The sequence below is a fragment of the Streptomyces sp. NPDC048057 genome (genome assembly GCF_040653095.1).
Taxonomy (GTDB): Bacteria; Actinomycetota; Actinomycetes; order Streptomycetales; family Streptomycetaceae; genus Streptomyces.
The window spans coordinates 15,541-38,021 of sequence record NZ_JBEZNF010000025.1; the positions used below are offsets into that span (position 1 = coordinate 15,541).

The 22,481-nt window shown below is 73.8% G+C and carries 25 protein-coding genes; 12 read left to right on the top strand and 13 right to left on the bottom strand.

What is annotated here, in order from left to right; all coding sequences use genetic code 11:
• The first annotated feature begins 100 nt into the window (after positions 1–100).
• On the top strand, positions 101–1,615 hold the full coding sequence (locus tag AB0E05_RS26935; RefSeq protein ID WP_361967967.1) for a glutamate--cysteine ligase: 1,515 nt from the start codon (positions 101–103) through the stop codon (positions 1,613–1,615).
• A 150-nt stretch (positions 1,616–1,765) separates the two neighbouring features.
• Positions 1,766–2,536, top strand: a complete 771-nt coding sequence (locus AB0E05_RS26940; protein WP_361968108.1) for a CPBP family intramembrane glutamic endopeptidase — start codon at positions 1,766–1,768, stop codon at positions 2,534–2,536.
• A 79-nt stretch (positions 2,537–2,615) separates the two neighbouring features.
• Here the strand turns inward: AB0E05_RS26940 and AB0E05_RS26945 are convergent, their stop codons facing one another.
• The gene (locus tag AB0E05_RS26945) at positions 2,616–3,443 is read right to left on the bottom strand and encodes a PhzF family phenazine biosynthesis protein (protein ID WP_361967969.1); all 828 of its coding nucleotides are present in this window, start codon (positions 3,441–3,443) and stop codon (positions 2,616–2,618) included.
• A 131-nt stretch (positions 3,444–3,574) separates the two neighbouring features.
• On the opposite strand from AB0E05_RS26945, the gene AB0E05_RS26950 reads away from it, so the two are divergent.
• Positions 3,575–4,201 carry a PadR family transcriptional regulator gene (locus AB0E05_RS26950; protein ID WP_361967971.1) on the top strand — a complete coding sequence of 209 codons (627 nt, stop codon included), beginning with the start codon at positions 3,575–3,577 and terminating at the stop codon, positions 4,199–4,201.
• A 73-nt stretch (positions 4,202–4,274) separates the two neighbouring features.
• On the opposite strand, the gene AB0E05_RS26955 is transcribed toward AB0E05_RS26950, so the two are convergent.
• Positions 4,275–4,703, bottom strand: a complete 429-nt coding sequence (locus AB0E05_RS26955; protein ID WP_361967973.1) for an SRPBCC family protein — start codon at positions 4,701–4,703, stop codon at positions 4,275–4,277.
• A gap of 79 nt (positions 4,704–4,782) precedes the next feature.
• A complete protein-coding gene (locus AB0E05_RS26960; RefSeq protein WP_361967975.1) occupies positions 4,783–4,977 on the bottom strand; it encodes a hypothetical protein in 195 nt (64 codons plus the stop codon).
• Positions 4,978–5,211: 234 nt separating this feature from the next.
• Here AB0E05_RS26960 and AB0E05_RS26965 point away from each other — a divergent pair, with 234 nt between their 5' ends.
• Together AB0E05_RS26965 and AB0E05_RS26970 are read left to right on the top strand one after the other, a co-directional pair.
• Positions 5,212–5,781, top strand: coding sequence for a Clp protease N-terminal domain-containing protein (locus AB0E05_RS26965; RefSeq protein WP_361967977.1), 570 nt, complete (start codon positions 5,212–5,214; stop codon positions 5,779–5,781).
• An 87-nt stretch (positions 5,782–5,868) separates the two neighbouring features.
• Positions 5,869–6,873 (top strand): EamA family transporter, encoded by a 1,005-nt coding sequence (locus AB0E05_RS26970; protein ID WP_361967979.1) that lies wholly within the window; start codon positions 5,869–5,871, stop codon positions 6,871–6,873.
• A 378-nt stretch (positions 6,874–7,251) separates the two neighbouring features.
• Here the strand turns inward: AB0E05_RS26970 and AB0E05_RS26975 are convergent, their stop codons facing one another.
• A complete protein-coding gene (locus tag AB0E05_RS26975) occupies positions 7,252–7,929 on the bottom strand; it encodes a pyridoxamine 5'-phosphate oxidase family protein (RefSeq protein WP_361967981.1) in 678 nt (225 codons plus the stop codon).
• A gap of 35 nt (positions 7,930–7,964) precedes the next feature.
• On the opposite strand from AB0E05_RS26975, the gene AB0E05_RS26980 reads away from it, so the two are divergent.
• Positions 7,965–9,326: an aminotransferase class I/II-fold pyridoxal phosphate-dependent enzyme gene (locus AB0E05_RS26980; RefSeq protein WP_361967983.1), complete on the top strand. Its 1,362-nt coding sequence runs from the start codon at positions 7,965–7,967 to the stop codon at positions 9,324–9,326.
• Here AB0E05_RS26980 and AB0E05_RS26985 read toward each other — a convergent pair.
• Complete coding sequence (locus tag AB0E05_RS26985; RefSeq protein WP_361967985.1) at positions 9,317–10,393, bottom strand: DMT family transporter; 1,077 nt, start codon at positions 10,391–10,393, stop codon at positions 9,317–9,319. The genes AB0E05_RS26980 and AB0E05_RS26985 overlap by 10 nt on opposite strands.
• A 74-nt stretch (positions 10,394–10,467) precedes the next feature.
• Between AB0E05_RS26985 and AB0E05_RS26990 the strand changes: the two genes are divergently transcribed.
• Positions 10,468–11,376, top strand: a complete 909-nt coding sequence (locus AB0E05_RS26990) for a LysR family transcriptional regulator (protein WP_361967987.1) — start codon at positions 10,468–10,470, stop codon at positions 11,374–11,376.
• 24 nt (positions 11,377–11,400) lie between these two features.
• Here AB0E05_RS26990 and AB0E05_RS26995 read toward each other — a convergent pair whose 3' ends face one another.
• A complete protein-coding gene (locus AB0E05_RS26995) occupies positions 11,401–11,877 on the bottom strand; it encodes a pyridoxamine 5'-phosphate oxidase family protein (protein ID WP_361967989.1) in 477 nt (158 codons plus the stop codon).
• Between the two features lie 127 nt (positions 11,878–12,004).
• Here AB0E05_RS26995 and AB0E05_RS27000 point away from each other — a divergent pair, with 127 nt between their 5' ends.
• A complete protein-coding gene (locus AB0E05_RS27000) occupies positions 12,005–12,679 on the top strand; it encodes a cysteine hydrolase (protein WP_361967991.1) in 675 nt (224 codons plus the stop codon).
• On the opposite strand, the gene AB0E05_RS27005 is transcribed toward AB0E05_RS27000, so the two are convergent.
• Both AB0E05_RS27005 and AB0E05_RS27010 read right to left on the bottom strand, forming a co-directional pair.
• Complete coding sequence (locus AB0E05_RS27005) at positions 12,666–13,163, bottom strand: Rieske (2Fe-2S) protein (protein ID WP_361967993.1); 498 nt, start codon at positions 13,161–13,163, stop codon at positions 12,666–12,668. The two genes, AB0E05_RS27000 and AB0E05_RS27005, sit on opposite strands and share 14 nt — an antisense overlap.
• Before the next feature lie 99 nt (positions 13,164–13,262).
• Entirely contained in the window at positions 13,263–15,401 is a 2,139-nt protein-coding gene (locus AB0E05_RS27010; protein ID WP_361968110.1) for a prolyl oligopeptidase family serine peptidase, read from the bottom strand.
• Between the two features lie 234 nt (positions 15,402–15,635).
• Here AB0E05_RS27010 and AB0E05_RS27015 point away from each other — a divergent pair, with 234 nt between their 5' ends.
• Complete coding sequence (locus tag AB0E05_RS27015) at positions 15,636–16,538, top strand: MBL fold metallo-hydrolase (RefSeq protein ID WP_361967995.1); 903 nt, start codon at positions 15,636–15,638, stop codon at positions 16,536–16,538.
• Between the two features lie 93 nt (positions 16,539–16,631).
• On the opposite strand, the gene AB0E05_RS27020 is transcribed toward AB0E05_RS27015, so the two are convergent.
• The gene (locus AB0E05_RS27020; RefSeq protein ID WP_361968112.1) at positions 16,632–17,099 is read right to left on the bottom strand and encodes a DUF6194 family protein; all 468 of its coding nucleotides are present in this window, start codon (positions 17,097–17,099) and stop codon (positions 16,632–16,634) included.
• A gap of 47 nt (positions 17,100–17,146) precedes the next feature.
• Here AB0E05_RS27020 and AB0E05_RS27025 point away from each other — a divergent pair, with 47 nt between their 5' ends.
• Together AB0E05_RS27025 and AB0E05_RS27030 are read left to right on the top strand one after the other, a co-directional pair.
• Positions 17,147–17,914 (top strand): MerR family transcriptional regulator, encoded by a 768-nt coding sequence (locus tag AB0E05_RS27025; protein WP_361967997.1) that lies wholly within the window; start codon positions 17,147–17,149, stop codon positions 17,912–17,914.
• Between the two features lie 194 nt (positions 17,915–18,108).
• The gene (locus AB0E05_RS27030) at positions 18,109–19,320 is read left to right on the top strand and encodes an MFS transporter (RefSeq protein ID WP_361967999.1); all 1,212 of its coding nucleotides are present in this window, start codon (positions 18,109–18,111) and stop codon (positions 19,318–19,320) included.
• On the opposite strand, the gene AB0E05_RS27035 is transcribed toward AB0E05_RS27030, so the two are convergent.
• Positions 19,307–19,924, bottom strand: a complete 618-nt coding sequence (locus tag AB0E05_RS27035; protein ID WP_361968001.1) for a TOPRIM nucleotidyl transferase/hydrolase domain-containing protein — start codon at positions 19,922–19,924, stop codon at positions 19,307–19,309. The genes AB0E05_RS27030 and AB0E05_RS27035 overlap by 14 nt on opposite strands.
• A 213-nt stretch (positions 19,925–20,137) precedes the next feature.
• Here AB0E05_RS27035 and AB0E05_RS27040 point away from each other — a divergent pair, with 213 nt between their 5' ends.
• Positions 20,138–20,569: an SgcJ/EcaC family oxidoreductase gene (locus AB0E05_RS27040; protein WP_361968003.1), complete on the top strand. Its 432-nt coding sequence runs from the start codon at positions 20,138–20,140 to the stop codon at positions 20,567–20,569.
• A 40-nt stretch (positions 20,570–20,609) separates the two neighbouring features.
• Here AB0E05_RS27040 and map read toward each other — a convergent pair whose 3' ends face one another.
• The 3 genes from map to AB0E05_RS27055 form a co-directional block, all read right to left on the bottom strand.
• Positions 20,610–21,377 (bottom strand): type I methionyl aminopeptidase, encoded by a 768-nt coding sequence (gene map / locus AB0E05_RS27045; protein ID WP_361968005.1) that lies wholly within the window; start codon positions 21,375–21,377, stop codon positions 20,610–20,612.
• Between the two features lie 136 nt (positions 21,378–21,513).
• Entirely contained in the window at positions 21,514–21,819 is a 306-nt protein-coding gene (locus AB0E05_RS27050; RefSeq protein ID WP_361968007.1) for a hypothetical protein, read from the bottom strand.
• Complete coding sequence (locus tag AB0E05_RS27055) at positions 21,812–22,384, bottom strand: sigma-70 family RNA polymerase sigma factor (RefSeq protein WP_361968009.1); 573 nt, start codon at positions 22,382–22,384, stop codon at positions 21,812–21,814. Before AB0E05_RS27055 ends, AB0E05_RS27050 begins: the two co-directional genes overlap by 8 nt.
• Between the last annotated feature and the right edge of the window lie 97 nt (positions 22,385–22,481).

Genomic DNA, 22,481 nt, shown 5'->3' on the forward strand with positions numbered 1-22,481 from the left:
GGCCGTCCGCGCTGCGTTATGGATCAGTCAGTCTGGGCATTATCGTCCCTGAGCCGAGCGGCCGACGCCGTGTGCCGCCCACCCGAGGAAGGACGCTTCGATGGGGGACAAGGTCGTCACCGACGGTTTCGAGCTGTCCGATCGCCAGCGGTACCGGCGGAAGTTGCAGCAGTGCCTCGCGGGCCTGGCGCGACTGCTGGACGAGAAGCGCTTCGACCGGCCGAAGAATCTGATGGGCCTGGAGATCGAGCTGAATCTCGTGGGCGCCGACGGTCAGCCCCGCATGATGAATGCAGAAGTGTTGGAACGCATCGCGAGTCGCGATTTCCAGACCGAACTCGGAATGTTCAACCTGGAAGTGAACATCGTGCCGCACCGGCTCGGCGGGCACGTTCTCGACCAGCTGGCCGAAGAGCTGAGGGCCGGTCTGGGATATGCCGATCGCAAAGCCAGTGAAGTCGGCGCCGGGATCCTGATGATCGGTATTCTGCCGACCCTCTCCCAGGCCGATCTGGTCAGCGGCAACCTCTCCGCCGACGACCGCTACACGATGCTGAACGAGCAGATCGTGGCGGCGCGGGGCGAGGAGTTCGCCCTGGACATCGCGGGGGTGGAGCAGCTGAGCTGTACGTCGGCCTCCATCGCGCCGGAGGCCGCCTGCACCTCCGTACAACTGCACCTCCAGGTGACGCCGGCGCGGTTCGCGGACGTGTGGAACGCGGCGCAGGCCGTGGCGTGCGTCCAGGTCGCGGTGGGGGCCAATGCGCCTTTCCTGTTCGGCAAGGAATTGTGGCGGGAGTCCCGGCCGCCCCTGTTCCAGCAGGCCACCGACACCCGGCCGCCCGAGCTCCAGGCACAGGGTGTCAGACCGCGCACCTGGTTCGGCGAGCGCTGGGTGACGTCCGCGTACGACCTCTTCGAGGAGAACCTGCGCTTCTTCCCCCCGCTGCTGCCGATCTGCGACGAGGAGGAGGACCCGCTGCGGGTCATCGACGACGGCGGGGTGCCCCGGTTGCATGAACTCGTCCTGCACAACGGCACGGTGTACCGCTGGAACCGCCCGGTGTACGGGGTCGCGGACGGCGTCCCGCACCTGCGGGTGGAGAACCGGGTGCTGCCGGCCGGCCCCACCGTCACGGACGTCGTCGCGAACGCCGCCTTCTACTACGGGCTGGTGCGCGCGCTCGCGGACGAGCCGCGACCGGTGTGGAACCGGCTGCCGTTCGAGGTGGCCGCGGAGAACTTCGACACCGCGTGCCGCGACGGGATCGACGCCGAGTTGCGCTGGCCCCGGCCCGGCCGGGCCGGCGGCGTCACGACGGTCCCCGTCACCAAGCTCGTCCGGGACGAGCTGCTGCCGCTGGCCGCCGCGGGGCTGGACGCGTGGAACGTCTCCGCGGCCGACCGCGACCGCTACCTCGGGGTCATCGAGCAGCGCTGCCGGCGCCGGACCAACGGCGCGACCTGGCAGGCCGAGACCTTCCACCGGGCGCTGGACGCGGGGCTCGGCCGGGACGCGGCCCTGGCCGCCACCACCCGGCGCTACCGCGAACTGATGCACCGCGGGGAGCCGGTGCACACCTGGCCGACGGGGTTCCCCGGCCCCGGCGCCTGAGGACCCTCCCGGCGGCGTGCCTTCCGCCGCTCGTCCGCTTCCGCGGTGTGCGCCGTGCCCGGCCCGCTGTGATGGGATGAGCGGAGGCATTTGAACCGGGAGGCACGTGTGCACACGGAGGCGGGACGCGCGGCTGACGACGCCCTTCCCCTGGACCGGGAGGCGCTGACGCACCGGACCCTTCGGTCCGAGCTGCTGCTGGTGCTGGCGCTCTCCCTGGGCGCGAGCGCGGTGTCCGCGCTCATCAGCTTCGTCGGATCGCTCACGAAGCCGGGCGGGCTGAAGGAGCAGGCGGCCACGCTGAACGGCTCGTACGCCCCCGGTCGGCCCTGGCTCGACCTCGCGTGGCAGCTCTTCGGCATCGCGACCGCGCTGGTGCCCGTGGTGCTGGTGGCGCACCTGTTGACGCGGGAGGGGGCGGGCGGGCTGCGGTCGATGGGCTTCGACCGCACCAAGCCCTGGCCCGACCTGGGGCGGGGCGCCCTGGTGGCGGCGGGGATCGGCAGCGCCGGACTCGCCTTCTACCTCGGCGCGCGGGCGAGCGGGTTCAATCTGACCGTCGTGCCCGAGTCCCTGCCGGACGTGTGGTGGAAGTTCCCGGTCCTGATCCTCTCCGCGATCCAGAACTCCGTGGTGGAGGAAGTGATCGTGGTGGGCTATCTGCTGCGCAGGCTCGCGCAGTTGGGCTGGTCCCCGATGGCGGCGCTGGTGGCGAGCTCGGTGCTGCGCGGGTCGTACCACCTCTACCAGGGCATCGGCGGCTTCATCGGGAACCTGGTCATGGGCGTGGTGTTCGTGCTGCTGTACCGGCGCTGGGGGCGGGTCGGGCCGCTGGTGGTCGCGCACGCCCTGCTCGACATCGTGGCCTTCGTCGGATACGCGCTGCTCGCCGGCAAGGTGGGGTGGCTGCCCACGGCGTGAGGCGACCGGCCGCACAGGGCGCGCCGCGCGGGATGGGGGCGTACGGATCGATCCGTACGCCCCTTTTGCATGGTGCCGGTCAGGGCGCGGTGAGCAGTTCGCCGTCGATGACGGTGACCGCGCGGCCGGTCAGCAGGGTCCGCTCGCCGCGCACCTCGGTGCGCACCAGCCCGGAGCGGGCGGACGCCTGGAGACCGGTGAGCCGCGCCCGCCCGAGGCGCTCGGACCAGAACGGTGCGAGTGCGGTGTGGGCGCTGCCCGTCACCGGGTCCTCGGCGATGCCGACCTGGGGGAAGAAGCAGCGCGAGACGAAGTCGTGGCCCTGCGAGGGGTCGTCCGCGGCGGCGGTGACGATGACGCCGCGCTGCGGCAGCCCCGCGACGGCAGCCAGGTCGGGCGCGAGGCCACGGACGGTCTTCTCGTCGGCGACCTCCACGACCAGGTCGCCGACGTGCGGTCCGGTGTCGCGGACGGTGAGCGCCGGTGCGCCGAGGGCGGCTTCGAGGCCGTTCGGCGGGGCGACCTCGGTGAGCGGCGCGGTGGGGAAGTCCAGGGTGATCGTGCCGTCCTCGTGCGCCGTCGTCACCAGCGTTCCGCACGGGGCGGTGAAGCGGACGGTGCCGGTCGCGGCGCCCGTGGTGTGCAGGACGTGCGCGGTGGCGAGGGTGGCGTGGCCGCACATGGCGACCTCGGTGGTGGGGGTGAACCAGCGCAGCGCCCACTCCGCGGGGTCCGCGGTGTCGGTCAGGGGGTGGGCGTAGGCGGTCTCGGAGAGGTTCACCTCGGCGGCGACCCGCTGGAGCCAGCCGTCGTCGGGGAAGCGGTCGGCCCCGGGGAGCAGGACGACGCCCGCGGGGTTGCCGGAGAAGGGGCGGGCGGCGAAGGCGTCGACGATTCGGATGCGCATGGGGCGACCGTAGGCGGCGCGGGGAGCGGGTCGCCAAGGCCAATGCGAAGCGGTTGGCCCCTCTTGCCGAACGAACTGTTCCGATATATCGTTGAGGTATCGTGAAAGATCGACGATGGAAGGAGCACGAGATGCGTTCCCCAGGGCATGGACACGGATACGGACACGAGGGTGGGCCCGGGTCGTGCGGGCCCGGACATCAGGGATGGAGCGGATTCGAAGGGCGCCGTCGGGCGTTCGGGCAGTTCGGTCCGCCGTTCGGCGGGCCCTTCGGCGGCCCGTTCCCCGGTGGCCGGGGGCGGGGCGGCGGCCGGGGCCGGGCTCGGCGCGGTGACGTGCGGGCCTCGATCCTCGCGCTGCTGAAGGACCGGCCGATGCACGGGTACGAGATGATCCAGGAGATCGGCGAGCGCAGCGGCGGGGCGTGGAAGCCCAGCCCCGGCTCGGTCTACCCGACCCTCCAGATGCTGGAGGACGAAGGGCTGATCGCGAGCGCGAGCGAGGGTGGCAAGAAGCTCTTCACGCTCACCGAATCCGGGCGGGCCGAGTCCGAGGCGGGGCCGGACGCCCCGTGGGAGGAGGCCGGTCGCGGTGTCGACTGGGACACCGTCAACGAGATCCGCCAGGCGGGCTGGGGGCTGATGGAGGCCTTCGGGCAGGTCTGGAAGACCGGTAGCCCCGAGCAGCGTCAGAAGGCCCTCGACGCGATCAACGAGACCCGCAAGAAGCTCTACCTGATCCTCGCCGACGAAGACTGAGGTGACGGCGGCACGCAAGCGTCGACCCCGCACGCAGTCCGTGCGGGGTCGACGCTTGCGGTGGGTCGGGGCGTCAGGTCACCAGGCCCGCGAGCTTGTGCAGGGACTCGTCGAGGGCGGCCGTCGCCGAGTCCCTGAGCCGGCCGGCCATCAAGGACACCGCGGCACCGGTGAACTCCCCCTCGATGCGGACGAGCGTCGCGTCCCCCTCGGGCGTGAGACGGTAGCGGTTGCCGACGCTCACCCCCATCGGGCCCGCTCCCTTGATGCCGAGGAGCCGGCCCGCCTCGAACTCCACCACCGTCCAGGAGACTTCGGCGGGGAAGCCCATGAGCTTCATGTTCTCCACGTAGGCGGTGCCCAGCTCCAGGGCGGCGGGGGCGCCCTGGGGGAAGCCGGTGTGCGTGGCGTTCCACCGGTCGTAGCTGCTGAAGTCCGTCAGCTGGGCCCAGACCTTCTCGGTCGGTGCCCCGATGCGGGCCTCGGCGCTGACTTCGGCCATGCGAGACCACCCCTTCGTGTCGGGTCGCGGTGGGCGGAACGTAGCCGGATCGCCCGGAACACTCAAGACTGACGGGCAGTCAGATTTGTTCGACCAGCTGGTGGAGCCAGATCTCGGCGGAGTCGAAGCAGTCGGAGGCGCGGGGGTGCGGCCCCTCGTCGTGGCAGTGGAAGGCGGCCCAGAACACGTCGGCGCGCAGCGCAGTGGCCGGGGCGTACACCCGGTAGACGTACTCCCGCCCGTCCGTTCCGAGCAGCGCGACCAACCAGAACATGTCCCGGGGGACGCTTTCGTTTCCCGTCCGGTTGCTTGCCCGAGGCATCTGTGTGGGGCATTCGGATTCCACGGGGCGCACGGGGGCAAGGCGGCGCGCGCGGCAGGTGTGCGGGTTGTCGCGATCTCATCCGTGAGGAGGAGGAATGAGCCGCGCGTGCCCAACTTCCGTGGGATGGGCAGATGGCCCCGGACGGGGATGCTTGTCCCGTCCTGGTCTGATGAGGTAGGAGACGTGCCGCGCCCTACCCCTCGACTGCCCCGGCAGCTCGCCGTGCCCCGTACGGAGACCGATGCCCGACTCGCCCCGGAGCTGGCTTCGGTGGTCACGGGCGCGCGCCGACGGGCCCTGCGGGACGGCGGTCGCCAGATCGACACCGCGCATCTGCTGCACTCCCTCCTCGAAGCGGACCCCACCGTGCGCGCGGCGCTCGGCCCGGGGTCGCAGGTCGCCCGCGTCCTCGGCTATCTCGTCCAGCGCTCCATCGGCTACGGCCTGCGGTGGCAGGGGTCGGTGGAGGACTCGGGGGCGGTGCCGGTGGTACGGGTCCCCGGACCCCGCTCCGTCGGGGGCGCCGGTGCCTGGTCCCCCTCCGCGGTCGACGCCCTGGAGGGCGCGGTCCGGCGGGCGGGGCTGCGGGGTGCCGCCCGCGCCACCGGGGTCGACGTCCTCGCCAGCCTGGCGGCCGACCCTGAGTGCCGGGCCATGGAAGTGCTGCGCCGCGCCGGGGTCGACGCGACGCGACTGGCGGAGCGCGTCGAACGGGGCGGGGACGGCGAGGGCACGCGCCCGTCGCCCGGCTGATTCTCCACGCGTCACGGGCTCGCCGGGCCCCGTCTCGACATGCGTCTTGGGGTCGACGGTCCTGACGCGCGCTGACATGATGTGCCGATGCACTCTTCGGGGAAGGGCGCCGGCCTGGGCATAGCCCTGGTGTCGGCGCTCGCGTTCGGTGGTTCGGGCGTGGCGGCCAAGCCGTTGATCGAGGCCGGGCTCGATCCGCTGCACGTCGTCTGGCTGAGGGTGGCCGGTGCCGCCGTCGTCATGCTGCCGCTCGCCTGGCGCCATCGCGACCTGGTGCGCCGCAGGCCCGTGCTGCTCCTGGGCTTCGGCCTGCTCGCCGTCGCGGGCGTGCAGGCGTTCTACTTCGCCGCGATCTCCCGGATCCCCGTCGGCGTCGCGCTCCTCGTCGAGTACCTGGGGCCGGCCCTGGTGCTCGGCTGGATCCGCTTCGTCCAGCGCCGGCCGGTCACCCGGGCCGCCGCGGTGGGCGTCGTGATCGCCGTCACCGGCCTCGCCTGCGTCGTCGAAGTCTGGGCCGGGCTGAGCTTCGACGTCCTCGGGCTGCTCCTGGCGCTCGGCGCGGCCTGCTGCCAGGCGTGCTACTTCATCCTGTCGGACCACGGGAGCGCGGGGGAGGACCGGGCGGACCCGCTCGGCGTCATCGCGTACGGGCTCCTCATCGGCGCGCTCGTGCTGACGGTGATCGCCCGGCCGTGGAGCATGGACGCCTCGCTGCTGGGCGGACGGGTCGACATGGGCGGCACCTCCGTCGAGGCGTGGCTGCTGCTCGCCTGGGTCGTGCTGCTCGCGACGGTGCTCGCGTACGTCACCGGGGTGGTATCAGTGCGCAAGCTGTCGCCGCAGGTCGCCGGGGTGGTGGCCTGTCTGGAGGCCGTGGTGGCCACGGTGTTGGCGTGGGTGCTGTTGCAGGAGCACCTGTCGCTGCCGCAGATCCTGGGCGGGGGGCTGGTACTGGTGGGGGCGTTCATCGCCCAGTCGCAGGCGCCGAAGGCGCCGTCGGGGCCGGTTGCTTCGGGGCCGGGGTCCGCCGCGGGTGCCGCGGTGCCGCCAGCGGCCGAGGGGCCGCTCCCCGCCGGCCGTGCGGGCGGCTAGAGCGCGTCCGTAAAGTCCTGTCCGTTGTGGCCCTGGACGGAGCTGCCGAATCTCTGCGGGAGCGTTGGTCTCTGCGGCGGGGTGTTGGGCTGTTCGACTCCCAGCGCCCGGTTGGCGCACCCGCCGTTTCCTTGCAGGTGCGTTCGCCTCCGCGGGTACGTCGTGGTTGCTCGCGCAGCTCCGCCCCGTCATTCACCTGCGGGCTGCGGGCGGAGGCGTTGAGGGACGCGGGAAACTGCGCGACAAGCCCCAGACGGGCCGCAGGCGCCCTCAATGCGCAGCCGTTACGGCGGCATCGAGCCTGTCGAGGCAACAAGTGCCGTCGGAAGGGCCACGCGGGACGCGATCTGGGGCGGAGCGCCCGCGTGGGGGAGGTGGTCAGCGGTGGGTCAGGTAGTCGGGGAGGGGGGTCGGGGTTGAGAGGTCTTGCGCGGGGATCGGTGAACCGTACGTACGGGTCACCGGAACGACGCCCGCCCAGTGCGGCAGGTCCATGTCCGTCGGCTCGTCGTTGGGGTCGCCCGTGCGGATCTTCGCGGAGACCTCGGCGAGGTCCAGCCGCAGGACGGCCGTCGCCGCGCTCTCCTTGGCGGTCGCCGGACGGGAGTCCGCCGCGCGCCCGGGCACCACGGCCTCCACGAGGGCGTCGAGCGCCCGCGCCTTCTCCTGCGGGTCGGTGACCGGGTGGGCCACGCCGTGGACCAGGACCGAGCGGTAGTTGATCGAGTGGTGGAACGCGGAGCGCGCCAGCACCAGCCCGTCGAGGTGGGTGACCGTCAGGCAGACCGGGAGGCCGGGGTCCGGCTCGCCGGCCATCCGTAGCGGGCGCGAGCCGGTGGAGCCGTGGACGTACACGCACTCGCCGACCCGGGCGTAGAGCGTCGGCAGCACGACGGGCGCTCCGTCGCGGACGAAGCCGAGGTGGCACAGGTAGTCCGCGTCGAGTATCGCGTGCACCGTCGCCCGGTCGTACGCAGCGCGCTCGCGCGAGCGGGACGGGACGGTGCGCTCGGTCGGCTCGTAACCCGGGTCCGTCAGTTCTGTCCGGTCTGCCATGGCGAACTCCATTGCACTAGTGCATAATGTCTTTTGTGCTAGGAGAGTATCGGATTGAAGGTCACCGCGCATCGGAGATCGCCGCCAGCGTCGAGCGCGGGGTGGCCACCGGTGGGCTGGAGCCTGGGCAACTGCTTCCGCCGATGCGGGAGTTGGCCACGCGGCTGGAGGTGAATCCGAACACGGTCGCCGCCGCGTACCGCGTGCTGCGTGAGCGCGGGATCATCGAGACGGCGGGGCGTCGCGGCAGCCGGGTGCGCGCCAGACCGGTCAGTACGTCCCGCGGCGCCATCCGGGTCGAGGCGCCGCCCGGCGTGCGCGACGTGGGCGGGGGCGAGCCGGACCCCGCCCTGCTGCCGCTGCTGGACGATGCCCTCCTCGCGGCGGCGCGGCACAATCGCGAGGCTCCCGACTACGGCCTGTACGGCGGGCCCACCGTCGATCCGGAGCTGGCCCGCCTCGCCCGCGCGGCGCTGGACGCCGACGGCGTGCCGGCCGGGCCGATCGCCGTGACGTCGGGTTCGCTGGACGCCGTGGAGCGGATCCTCGCCGCCCATCTGCGGCCCGGTGACGCGGTCGCCGTCGAGGACCCGGGGTGGGGCAGCCTGCTCGACCTCATCCCCGCGCTCGGGCTGACGCCCGTGCCCCTGCCCGTCGACGACGACGGGCCGCTGCCCCCGGCCGTCGAGCGGGCGCTGACGGCCGGCGCCCGGGCCGTCGTCGTCACCGACCGCGCGCAGAACCCGACCGGCGCGGCCGTCGGCGCCGAGCGCGCCGAAGCGCTGCGGGCCGTGCTGCGGCGCTTCCCGCAGACCCTCCTCATCGAGGACGACCACGGTCACGGAATCGTCGACGTCCCCCTGCACCCCCTGGCCGGGACCACGGACGCCTGGGCCCTGGTGCGCTCCGTCGCCAAGGCGTACGGGCCCGATCTGCGCGTCGCGGTGGTCACCGGGGACGCGGTCACCGTCGACCGGGTGACCGGACGGCAGTTCGTCGGCCCCGGCTGGGTCAGTCGACTGCTCCAGCGCACCGTGGTGGAGTTGTGGCGGACGGGCGCCGTCGATCCGCGCGCGGTGGCGCGGGCGTACGGGCGGCGCCGGGACGCCCTGGTCGCGGCGCTGGCCGAGCGGGGCGTGCCGGCCTTCGGGCGGACGGGGATGAACGTGTGGGTGCCCGTGGCCGACGAGACGGGCGCGGTGGCCCGGCTGCTCCAAGCCGGGTGGGCGGTCGCGCCCGGCGCCCGCTTCCGGGTCGCGGCCCCCGCCGGGGTGCGGCTCACCGTCTCGGGGCTCAGCGGCTTGGGCCCCGGCGGCGAGGTCGGTGGCGACATCGCCCGGCTCGCCGATGCCGTCGCGGCGGCGGTCGGGCCGCCGCGGGCGCGGAGTTACGGCTGACGGGGCGCGGCGCCGCAGGCCGGGGCGGGCACCGGAGCCGCGACGGCATCGGCGGTGGTGACCCCCGCCCTGGCGACGGTCCGGCTGTCGCCCGTGCCCTTCGGTCGGGACTGGGTCAGGGCCGCCCCCGCGATGATGATCAGCGCCCCCACCGGCGCGCTCCAGCTCAGCCGTTCGCCGAGCACCCACACCCCGGCGACCGTGGCGATGACGGGGGTGAAGTACGTGACCATCTGCGCGGTCGTCGGCCCCACCTCGGCCACCAACCCGTACTGGACGAGCATCGCGATGCCGGTGGCCAGGGCGCCCAGGCCCACCACGGCGAGCAGCGGCACCATCGGGAAGGAGGTCGGGAAGGTCGTGAACAGCGGGGTGACGACGGCCAGTTGGACCGTGCCGAGCAGGAGCTGCGCGGTGGTCAGCGAGAGGTTCGAGTGCGTGCTGCCCGCGAGGTTGCGACGGACGTAGATCCAGCCGACCGGATAGCTGAGCGAGGCGAGCAGCGCCAGCGCGGTGCCGGTCGGGGCGATCCCGGCGAAGCCCTGCCAGGCGCCGAGCACGGTCAGCACCCCGAGGAAGCCGAGGCCGAGACCGGCCACCCGCCGCCGGGTGGGGCGGTCCTCGGGGAGCGCGACCAGCGACAGGACCATGCCCCACAGCGGTGACGTGGCGTTGCAGATGGCGGCGAGCGCCGAGGGGATCGTCTCCTGCGAGTAGGCGAAGAGCGAGAACGGCAGGGCGTTGAGGAAGAACGCCGACACCGTCAGATGGCCCCAGGTGCGGGCGCCGCGCGGCAGCCCCTCGCGGCGCACCGCGAGGACGGCGGCGAGCACCGCGGTGCCGAAGACCAGCCGGCCCAGGGTGACCTGGAAGGGTGCGTACCCCTGGGTGCCGACCTTGGTCATCAGGAAGCTGAAGCCCCACACCGTGGAGAGGAAGGCGAACCGCAGGCGCCAGTCCAGTCGGGAACCGCCGGAGCCCCTCAAGGTCCACGGGCGGGGCCGGGCAGGGGCCCCGGCGGGGGTGGCGGTCGAGGCCGCGGTGAGGGGGCGCCTGGCGCTGGTCATGACGCCCACTGTCACCCGCGCGACCTCGTAGCACAAGCGAGAAAAACTTCTCTTGTTCGCTTAGCATTGCTTACATGTTGAATCTGGAGCGCCTGCGGACCCTCGACGCCCTCGCCCGGCACGGCTCCGTCAGCAGGGCCGCCGACGGGCTGCACGTGACCTCGTCGGCCGTCTCCCAGCAACTGGCGAAGCTGGAGCGCGAAGTCGGACAGCAACTGCTCACCAAGAGCGGGCGCGGCGTGCGCCTCACCGACGCCGGCCAGCTGCTCGCCGACCACGCGGCGCGCATCCTGTCGCACGTCGAGCTGGCGCAGGCGGACATCGAGGCGCAGCGGGGGCAGGTGGTCGGCGAGGTCCGGGTCGGGGCGTTCCCCACGGCCGCGCGCGGCCTCTTCCCGGGGATGGTGCAGGCGCTGCGCACCGGCCACCCCGAACTGCGCGTGCGCACCCAGGAGCTGGAGCCCGAGCAGGGCATCCACGGGGTCATCCGGGGCGACTGCGACCTCGCCGTGGTCCTGGACTGGACCAACAAGCGGCTGCCCGTGCCCGCCGGACTCGCCCAGGCGCACCTGCTCGACGACGCGGCGGACGTCGCCATGCCGGTCGACCACCCCCTCGCCCGCCGTGACGAGGTGGACCTGGAGGAGTTCGCAGCCGACGACTGGGTGTCCTGGCCCGAGGGCGAGTTCTGTTACGAGTGGTTGACGTTCACCCTGCGCTCGCGGGGGATCGAGCCCCGCGTTCCGCACCTCGCGGCCGAGCACCACACCCAGCTGGCGCTGATCGCGGCCGGCTGCGGGGTGTGCGTCGCGCCGCGGCTGGGGCGGGGGTCGGTGCCCGATGGCGTCGCGCTCGTCCCGGTGCGCCGCGGCATGCGGCGGCACGTGTACGCGGTCTGGCGCACCGACGCCGACCGCCGCCCCTCGATCCGGGCGACCGTGGCGGCGCTGACCGGTGCGGCCCGGGCGCTGAAGGAGGCGTGACGCCTTCCCGTACGACGTCCGGCGTCAGCCGCCCTGCTCGGCCGCGAGCTTTCCGAAGTCCCAGGAGGCGACGGCGTCGGGGGTGAGTCGCAGCCAGGCGTGCCGTCCGTCGTGCGGCATGGCGTCCAGGTCGAAGTTCTTGCGGGCGAACAGGCGCTCCGGCTCGACCAGTTCGGGGCACGGCGCACCGGTGCGCGGGGCCTCCCCGACGAAGACGGCGGTGCCCGACAGCTCCACCCCGCGCAGCTCCCCGTACTCCTCGCCGGCGTCCACGACCACCGCGAGCCGTGGATCGCGGCGCAGGTCGGTCCAGCGGCGGCTGCGGGTGATCGAGTACAGCCAGAGCGAGGCGCCGTCCCAGACGAACCACAGCACGCTCGCGTGCGGACGGCCGTCGGCCGACACGGTGGCCACTCGACAGGTGCGCTGCTCGCTGAGGAAGGCGTCCCGCTCGGCGGGCGTCATCATGACCCGACGGCCCCGGCGCTGCGTGGCGACCACGGCTGCTCCCGTCCGGGCGCCCCGCGTGCCACGCCCCCTTGGAAACTGACAGTACGTCAGAAATCATGGGTCCATCCGCGGCACCGCGCAACGGGCGTGCGGCACCCGGTACATGAAGGGGGACGGCATGACGTCCAGCGACCCGACCGAACGTCTCCACGTCGACCTCGACCCGGCCACCACCGTGCTGCTCACGGTCGAGTGCCAACGGGGCGTCGTCGGCGACGGGGCCGCCGCCCTGCCCGAACTCGCCGCCCAGGCACGCTCGTCGGGCGCGCTCCACCGGATCGCCCGACTGGTCGCCGGGGCGCACCGCACGGGCGTCCAAGTGGTGCACGCGGTCGCCGAACGCCGCCCCGACGGACGCGGCTCCAACCGCAACGCCCGGCTGTTCCGCGCCGCCGCCAAGCTGTCCGTGCAACAGCACCCCGGTACGCCCGCCGTGCGCATCGCCCCGCCCATCGAGGTCGCGGACGAGGACCTGGTGGTGCGCCGGCTGCACGGCCTGTCGCCGCTCGCGGGCACCGGACTCGACGCGCTGCTGCGCAACCTCGGCTGCCGCACGCTCCTGGTCACCGGGGTCTCGGCGAACGTCGCCGTCCCCAACGCGGTGTTCGACGCGGTGAACCTCGGCTACACCGCGGTCGTCGCCCGGGACGCCATCGCGGGGGTGCCCGCCGACTACACCCCCGCGATGGTTCGCCACACTCTCGCCCTGGTGGCCACCGTCACCACCAGCGACGAGGTCCTGGCCTGCTGGCGCCGCGCCGCGGCGGAGCGGCGCCCGACTACGCCAGGATGATCGAGTCCCCTTCCACCTTCACGGACTTCGCCGGCAGGGGAGAGTTCGCCGGGCCGGCCTTCACGCTGCCGTCGGACGCGTCGAAGGTGCTGTTGTGGCACGGGCAGGTGATCACGTTGTTCTCCACGCCCCGCACCGCGCAGCCCTGGTGGGGACACTTCGACGAGAACGCCTTGAACTGCCCGGCGCTCGGCTGGGTGATCACCACGTCGCCGACGACCTTGCCGCCGCCCTCGGGAATGTCCGCGACCTTCGCGACCGCCTGGCCGCCCCCACTGCCGCCGGTCGAGCCGCCCGCGGCGGAGCCACCGGAGGTGCCGCCCGTCGTGCCCCCGTCGCCCGTACTGCCCGTACCGCTCGAACCGCCGTCGTCGTCCGAGCCGCACGCGGTGAGCGCGACCGTCAGCCCGGCCCCGCCCGCCGCGGCGACGACGGACCTACGGGTGACGGGGCGGCGGCGCTGCTCCTCAGAGGGTGCGGTCATGGTCTGCTCCTTCGGCTCACGGTCCCTGACCGGCCGGGTGTCCGACCGGCGTCGTTCGTCGTGGTGTTTACGAGTCAGGAGCGCAAAGGGTTCACCACCTCAAACTTTCAAGGACTTCTTCAGGAAGGCGAGTTCCTGCCGCATCAGGTGGGCCGCCTGCCCCTCGTCGGTGACCATGTGGCTCGCCCCCGACAGCGGCAGCACCGCGTGCTCACGCCCCGCCGCCAGCAGCGCCGACGACAGTCGCAGCACGTGGGCGAGGTGCACGTTGTCGTCCGCCACCCCGTGCACCAGCAGCAGCGGACGCACCAACCGGTCGGCGTGCGTCGCCAGCGAGTTGTGGTCGTACGCGTCGGGGAAGACCTCCGGATGGCCGAGGAAGCGCTCCTCCCAATGGGTGTCGTACAGCCGGCGGTCGGCCGACGCGGCGCCCGCGACGGCGGCGTGGAAGACGTCCGGGCGGCACAGCACCGCAGCGGCGGCCAGATAGCCCCCGAACGACCAGCCGCGGATCCCGACCGCGCCGAGGTCGAGATCGGGGAAGCGCTCCGCCGCCGCGTGCAGCGCGTCGACCTGGTCCTGGACGGCCGGCGTGAGCCGGTCCCCGTGGACTTCCCTCGCCCACGCCCGGCCCCGGCCCGGAGTGCCCCGGCCGTCCGTCACCAGGACCGCGAACCCCTGCTCGGCGAACCACTGCGCCACGTACGACCACCACTCGCGGGCCCTGATGACCAGTTGCAGACCGGCCCCGCCGTACGGGCACAGCAACACCGGCAGTCGGCGCGTCCCCGGCTCGTGACCGGACGGCAGATAGAGCTGGCTGCGCAACTCCCGCTCGCCCAGCCGCAGCAGGACGGGCGCCGGCGTGACCTGCGGCTCCTCGGCGAGCACCCGGATCCGGCCGACGGGCTGGCCCTCCGTGAGGACCGTCATCGAAGGCCCGGACTCCGTCAGGCTGTCCAGGACGACGGTGTCACCGCCGACCGCGGCCGTGTGCACGCCCGGTTCCGCGCTGACGCGGGCGAAGCCGCGCCCCGGGTCGTACGACCACACGTGCACCTCGGTCGGATCCTCGTTCGCGGTGAACCACACGCGGTCGCCGACCGAGGCGAGGACCTCACGGACGTGGAGCCCGGGCGGGGTGGCGTCGGCGCCGATGCGCAGCCCCGGCACGTCGCCGTCGGTGACGACGGCGAGGGGCGTGCCCGCGGCGGTGCGCCCCGGGGCGCCCGGCACCACGTCCACCCACACCCGGTCGCGCACCCGCTGGAGCACGGTGGTGGCGCCCGTCGCCGGGTCGACGGCGAGCAGGTGCAGCGACCGCTGGTCCCTGCTCTGCACCGCGACCGTCGGCCCCGAGGCGTCCCAGCCCGCCGCGGTCACGTACTCGAAGGCCGGGTCGGTCCAAGCACCCCGCTCGTGGTGCTCGGGGTCGGCAGCGGCGGGCAGGAGCACCGGCATGCGGGAGCCGTCGAGCCGCAGCACGTGCAGCGAGGTGAGGGCGTTCGCGGTGCCCACCACCGGATAGCGCATCGCCCGCGGGGGTTTCTGCGGATCAGCCGGGTCGGCGACGTACCAGGTGCGGACGGGGCCGGTGTCGACCCGCGCCGCGAGCACCGCGTCCCCGGCCGGGGACCACCAGTGGCCGCGGTCGCGTCCGATGGACTCGGCCGCCGTGTGGTCGGGCAGTCCGTACGTCACCTCGGGGGACTCCGGCGCGGCGAGCAGCCGGTCCCCGGTGCCGTCGGGGCGCACCGCCCGCAGGGCGCCGTCGGTGACGTACGCGATCCAGGAGCCGTCGGGACAGGGGCGCGGATCGACCGCGGGACCCGCCGTCGCCACCGGCCACGGGGCGCCGCCGTCCGTGCGCACCGCCCACAGGGCGCCGTCGAGCGCGAAGACGACGAGGCGCGCCGCGGCGTCGGTGGCGTACGAGACCACGCCCGTCGTCAGTGTCCGGGCCCGCTCCCGACGGATCCGTTCGGCCTCCGGCACGTCACCGTCACCGGAGCCGCCCCGGAGGAGGAGCGGATCGGCGAGGACGCGCTCCTCGCCGTCCTCGTACAGCCAGAGGCGGCGCACCGGGTCGGTGCCGCCGGTGCCGCGGACGAACAGGACGCGGGCGCCGTCCGGCGAGACGGTCGGGTGCGCGGGCACGCCGAGCGAGAAGCGCCGGGTGCGGGCGAAACGACGGGGGAAGTCGGGGAAGGCGGGGCGGACGGGGGCGTTTTCGGGCATGCCGAAGTCGGCTGAAAGGGGTGGGGAGGTCATGCGAGATAGTGCTCACATCCGACCGGGGAACCGCAACTCCCCAGCGTGACGGTCCGCTCGCCTCGCACCTGATCCGCGGGGCCTTCGCGCTGGTCCGCAGGGCGGGAATCGTGCCAACACGCCCCGGGCGCACTGGTGCCCGCCGCACCGAACCCCGACGCTGGGCGGAACATCTGCCCCCACGACAGGACGGGATCGGCCATGCAGGGCATCGTCCTCGGCGACGTCTCGATCACCAGGGTCGTCGAATATCACGGAACGATCGAACTGGCGCCGGCCGCCTTCTTCCCCGAGGCGCCGCCGGACGCGTGGCGGCAGCACGCGCAGTGGCTGGAGCCGGACTTCGTCGACCCCGCGTCGCAGGAGTGCGTCCTCGTCGTCCAGACCTGGGTGCTGCGCAGCGAGGGTCGGACTGTCCTCGTCGACACCGGGGTCGGCAACCACAAGTCGCGCCCGCACTCCGCCGTGTGGAACGGGCTGGACACCGACTTCATCGGGGCGCTGGGCCGGGCGGGCGTACGGCCCGAGGACGTGGACGTCGTCGTCAACACGCATCTGCACATCGACCACGTCGGCTGGAACACCCGGCTGGACGACGGGGCGTGGGTGCCGACCTTCCCCAACGCGACCTATCTGCTGCCGCGGCGCGACGTCGACTTCTGGGATCCCGCGAACGGCCACGTCCCGAGGGTGGGGCGGGCCAACGAGAACGTCTTCGAAGACAGCGTCGCGCCCGTCGTCGACGCCGGACAGGCACTGCTGTGGGACGGCCGCCACACCATCGACGGGAACCTCGCGCTCGAACTCGCGCCGGGTCACACGCCGGGCTCCTCCGTGGTGGTCCTGGAGTCCGGGAGCGACCGGGCGCTGTTCGTCGGCGACATGCTGCACTCGCCGCTCCAGTTCGTGGCGCCGGACGTGAACAGCTGCTTCTGCGAGGACGGGGCCGGGGCGCGGGCCAGCCGGCGCCGGCTGTTCGAGCGGGCCAACGACACCAACGCCCTGGTCGTACCGGCGCACCTGGCCGGCAGCGGGGCCGCCGAGGTCGTCCGGGACGGCGCCGGGTTCGCCATCCGGGCGTGGGGGCCCTTCCCCCGGGTGTGACCGACTGAGCCGTCGCGGTGGCCGCGCCGGTACGGGCCCCTTCGGGGCGGCGCGCCGCGTGCGCCGCCGCATCGACTCCGTCAATCGACTCCGTCAGCGGCCTTCCGGCCCTTCTCGCCGGGCGAAGCGGGACCGCGCGGCCTCATGGGCGTCGCGCAGCAGGCGCAGGACCGTGTCCGTCGTCCGCTGGGCGGGGTTGACGACGCAGATCCAGCCGAGCGCGCCGTACACCGGATGCGGCAGCACCACGTCGACGGCGGCGTGGTCGAGGGGGCGGTCGGCGCCGCGCGGCTCCTCCCCGGTGAGGTCCCGGAACGTCGCACGGTCGACGTGGACGTTCACGCGCCAGCGGCCCGGCGGGTCGAGGTCGGACGCGGTGTCGTCGGGGTAGTCCTTGGTGACGACCGTCCCGTACGGCTGGACGCGGCGCGGCACCTCGCCGTCGGGGGCGTAGTAGAAGAACGCGTCGCCCCACGCGAGCTCGGGGTAGTCGCCGCCCGGAGCCGGGGCGAGCACGAGGGCGCCGTCGAAACCGCGCACGGTCGCGATGATCTGGTCCATACTCATGGTTCAAGCGTGACCTTCAAGTGCTTGTGTGGGGTTGGTCGATGGACGGGCCGGTGAGCGGCGCCCGGCGGACGACGCTGAGAACGGCGGACGTGGCGCGCGAGAGCGGGTACTCGCTGCAACAGGTCCGAGACCTGGAGCGACTGGGAGTCATCCCGCCGGCCGCTCGCTCCGGCAACGGATACCGGTCCTTCGCGCCGATCCATCTGCACGCCCTGCGCGCCTACCGGGGGCTCGCCGGCGCGGTGGGGCCCGTCACGGCCCGGCAGGTGCTGGCGGAGCTGCGTACGCGGACGGTGGCGGAGGCGGCCTCGGCGATCAACGAGGCGCACGTCCGGCTCGCACGGGAGCGGGACGAGGCGCTGCGCGCCCAGAAGGCGCTGGAGGCGATCGAGGCCGAAGCGGGCACGTCCGGCTTCGAACCCGGGCGGGAGCGCGAGCACGAGGACGACGCGATGACGATCACGGAGCTGGCCGGAGCCCTCGGCGTACGCCCCTCGGCCCTGCGGTTCTGGGAGCAGGAGGGGCTCGTCGCCCCCGAGCGGGTGACGTCGCTGCGTGCCCGTCGCTACGGCCTCCCGGCGATCAGGGCGGCCAGGATCGTCACGGCCCTGCGCAGCGCCGGCTACGGCATCCCCGCGGTGCGCGAGGTCACGGCGTCCCTGCACCGCCTCGACGGCCTGGAGGAGGCGCACGCCATCCTGCGCGGACGGCTCGACCAGATCGCCGTACGGACCGTGGCGCTGCTCCGGGCGGGTGCGGACCTGGCAGCCGTCGTCACCTCCGACCGGGACCCCGCGGCCCCCTGACCGTGGAAGTGCATGGTGGCCCCCGCCGTCGGGCGAGGGGCCACCCCCTCGGCGGTTGGTGACCGGCTCCGCCGGCAGGCCGCCGGCCGGTCGCCACGACGCGCCGTCCGGGTGGACGGCGACCGGAACCACCCGCCCGCGCCATCACGTCCGCGCCGGGAGTGCGCCGGCGCGGGTGGGGTAAGTACGTCGGCATGGCCGTGCCGAAGGCAAGCGGATTCGTCCCGTCCGGCTCCGCCACCGAAGCGGCGCGGCGCCTGAGAGCGATGCGGCTGGCCGTCAGCGCGGTCTTCTTCGTCACCGGCGCCGCCTTCGCCACCTGGGCCTCCCGCGTCCCCGCGGTGCAGGACCGGCTCGACCTCTCCGCCGGGCAACTCGCCGTGGCGCTCGTGGGGTTGAGCAGCGGGGCGTTCCTCTGTCTGCCGCTCATGGGCGGCCTGGTGGCCCGGCACGGCAGCCGTACGGTGCTCTGCCTGGGCATGGCCACGTACCTGACCGCGCTCGTCGGGCTGGCCTTCGCACCGGGGCTCGCGCTCCTCACGTTGACGCTGGCGCTGTTCGCCTGCGGCAACACCGCCGTCGACGTGGCCATGAACACCCAGGGCGTGCTGGTCGAACGGGCCTACGCGCGCCCCGTGCTCGGCGGCTTCCACGCCATGTTCAGCCTCGGCGGCATCGTCGGCGCGGGCGTCGGCGGGCTCGTCGCCTGGGCGGGCGTCGGCACCGGGCCGCACTTCACCGTCGCCGCGGTGGTGCTGTGCGCGGTGGCGGGCACGGCGGTGACCGCGCTGGCACCCGAGCCGAAGCGGGCGGAGCGGACCGAAGGGGACTCCGGCCCGCTGCTCGCCCTGCCCGGGCCCGGGCTGTGGATCCCCGGCCTCGTCGGCTTCTGCGCGCTGATGGGGGAGGGGGTCGTGAACGACTGGGGCGCGGTCTACCTGCACGAGGCGACCGGTGCGTCCGCGGGTGCGGCGGGCGTCGGCTTCGCCGTCTTCTCCGCCGGGATGGTCATCGGCCGGCTGGCCGCCGACCGGGTGCGCTCCCGCTTCGGCACGGCCCGCTTCACCGCGGGCTGTGCGGCCGTGGCCGCGGTCGGCGGCGCGGTCCCGGTCGCCGTCCCCACGGCCCCCGCCGGGTTCGTCGGCTACGGCCTGTTGGGCCTGGGCATGGCCGCCGTCGTGCCCGTCGTCTTCAGCCACGCCGCCGACCTGCGCCCCGAACGCCCCGGCCCCTCCATCGCCGCCGTCTCCGCGGTCGGCTACGTCGGCTTCCTCGCCGGGCCGCCCGTCATCGGCTTCCTCACCGAAGCGACGGACCTGCGCACCGCGATGCTCGTCCTGCCCGCCCTGATGCTCGCCATGGCCGCGCTCGCCACCCGTCTGCGCCGGCCGGTCACAGAGCGCTGAGCAGGTCGTCCAGCGGGGCGGGGACCCGGTCAAGGTCCAGGGCCTCGACGAGGACCCGACCGTAATGGATCTTGCGCCCCTTCTTCGTACCGAAGAACCGCCGCAACTGCTGCTGCGCGGGGCGGCCCTGCTGCGCCGGCTGCCGCAGGAAGGTCTGGAGGGGACGCAGATCGCCCTCCGCCCGGACCAGTTCCTCGACCCGCGCCACGCCGAGCGCACGGACCAACTCGTCCTCCAGGTCCGCCGCGCAGACGAAGAACTCCTGCGGCTCCGCACGGGCCCGCTCCCAGCCGCGCGCGTAGTAACGGCGCTCCGCCTCGTCGCACAGCCCCGTCAGACGCAACCCCAGCCCGGGCGGCCCGAGGAGCCCGGCGAACCGCGCGACGCTCATCGCACCCCCCATCGACAGCACGCACACCCCGTCGGCGGCCAGCTCCCGACCGCGCCGCACGGCCAACGCGTCGACCGCGGCCACGTCGCTCGGGCCCTCCAGCAGGACCACCGTCCGCACCCCGAGCTCTTCGGCCCATGCGCGCGCGTCCCCGTCGGGCCCACCGGCGGCCCATGCGGTCACGGCGTCCCGGAACGCCCCCATGTCCGTCATGGGGCGAGTCTGCGCCCTTTCCGGCCGCCGAGGTAGCCAATTTCCGCCGGGCGTCCGGGCAGTCGGGCGAGGCGGTGGCCCCTGGGCGGGCGGAAACGGGGTGTTCGAGATCGCACTTGACCTCGATCTTGGTTGAGGTTGTCGGATGGTGTGCGGCGGCCGACGCGGTCGCCCCGGAAGCGATCCGGAGAGCCCAGTTCGAAAGGAACGGTCATGAGCAACGAGGTCCTCGTGGTGGGAACGGTCTCGCCGCAGACCCGGGAGGCGGTGTCGGGGGTGGTGAAGGCGTTGGAGGAGGCGTTCAACGCCAAGGACGGGATCGCGCTCGGCGAGCAGTTCGCCGTCGACGCGTCCTGGTCCAACGCGATGGGCACGCGTCTCGACGGGCGCGCGGCGATCGCCGAGTTCAGCGGGCCCGCGCTGAAGTGGTTCCTCCGGGACTCCTTCGCCCGTTACGACATCACCAAGCTGTTGGAGGTCGCCCCGGGGGTGATCGCCGTGAACGTGGTCCAGACGCCGACCGACGCCAGTGGCGGACCCGTTGAAGGGCCGTGGGGGTCAACGCTCTACGTCGTCGCCGAGCGCCCGGACGGCTGGAAGATCGTGGCGGGGCAGAACACCGCCGTGCCGGCCAAGGCCGCCTGACGGGGGCGGCCCGCCGCCCGCCGTGCCGTCGCGTCCGTCGTCAGGGCAGGGTGAGGATGCGCGGGCCCTGCTCGGTGATGGCGACGGTGTGCTCCAAGTGGGCGGCCCGGCTGCCGTCGGTGGTGCGCAGGGTCCAGCCGTCGACGTCGGTGCGGTACTTGTCCCGTCCGCCGGCCATCAGCATGGGCTCGATGGCGAGGACCAGGCCGTGTCGGAGGGGGAAGCCGCGACCGGGGCGTCCGCGGTTGGGGACGTGGGGGTCCTCGTGCATGCTGCGGCCGATGCCGTGGCCGCCGAAGTCGGCGGGCATCCCGCAGCGGGCCTTGCGGGCGACGGCGTCGATCGCGTGGGAGATGTCGCCGATGCGCCCGCCGACCCGGGCGGCGGCGATGCCGGCGTCGACGGCGCGCCGGGTGGCGTCGATCAGGTCGAGGTCCCCGGGGTGCGGCGTTCCGACGGTGAAGCTGACGGCCGCGTCACCGGCCCAGCCGTCGAGCAGGGCGCCGCAGTCGACGCTCACCAGGTCGCCGTCGCGCAGCCGGTAGCCGGTCGGGATGCCGTGGCTCACGGCGTCGTTGACGGAGGTGCAGATCACCGCGGGGAAGGGCGTCGGCGCGAAGGACGGCTGGTACCCGAGGAAGGGCGAGGTGGCGCCGGCCTCGGCCAGGACCGTGCGGGCCGCCTCGTCCAGTTCCTTGAGGGACACCCCCACGTCGGCGGCTTCCCGGACCGCGGCCAGGGCGCGGGCCACCACGCGCCCTGCTTCCCGCATCGCGTCCATCGCGGCGTCCGTCTTGATCTCCACCATGTGCAGGTACTCCTCGTTCCCCAGGGGGCCAATACTTATACCGGTATTAGTATCACGGTCTTGGGGGTGGAGTGCACCTGGTCGGGGAGGTGGGCCGCCCGGCGCGGCAGGAGCGCGCGCCGGGCGGCCGGCTGCCTCAGGTCCGGCCCGCCTCCCGGTCCCGTACCTCCTCCTGCGTCGGACCCCGTACGGCGGTCAGCTCGCAGCGGCCGTTCTCACAGCTGCGCCGGAGCCTGCCCCGCGACAGGGTCTGCGCCAGGCCGACGGTCCAGCACAGGGGGCAGCCGCGCAGCGCCAGCAGCCCCACCGGGGCGAGCAACAGGCTCACCGGCCCGACGGCCGGGACCAGGAGGGCCGCGGCGGCCAGCGAGCCGAACCCGGCGGCGCCGCGCGCCAGGTGGCGGGGGACGGACGCGCTGGCGAAGTCGCCCGGCTCACGCATCCGCACCACCGCCCCGGGGCGGTGCGTCCGCGTCGGGGCCGGGGTGCAGCGCCGCGCGGACCGCGGCCCGGGCCCGGTGCAGCCGCGACTTCATCGCGGCCGTGCTCAGGCCGAGGGCGTCGGCCGTCATCCGGCCGCTGTAGCCCTGCACGTCCCGCATGATCAGCACCCGTCGCTGGTCGGCGGGGAGGGCGTCGATGGCCCGGGCCACCAACTCGGCCTCCAGGCGCAGCAGGACGTCCTCCTCCGGCGAGGGGGCGGTCGCCTCCGGCAGCGGCTCGGAGCCGCGGAGCATCAGCCTGGCGCGGCGCAGGCACTCGTTGCGGACGATCCGGAACATCCAGGAGGCCAGCGCGCCCGAGGCCCGGAGCATCCCGATCTTCCGGTACAGGATGATCAGAGCCTCCTGCGCGGCGTCCTCGGCGTCCTGCGGGGTGGCGCACAGCGAGTGCGCGAACCGCCGTACGTGCGGATGGGAGCCGGACACCAGGGCGGCCACGGCCTCCCCGTCGCCGTCCCGGGCGGCGGCGATCAACTGGTCCCCGGGCCAGGCGCGGTCACCCACGACGACCCCCGCGGCGACGCAGGAAGACGAGGGTGCAGGCGCACAGAAGGACGGCTCCGCCGATGACGGCACCCGTGATCATGACTACCTCCGGTTC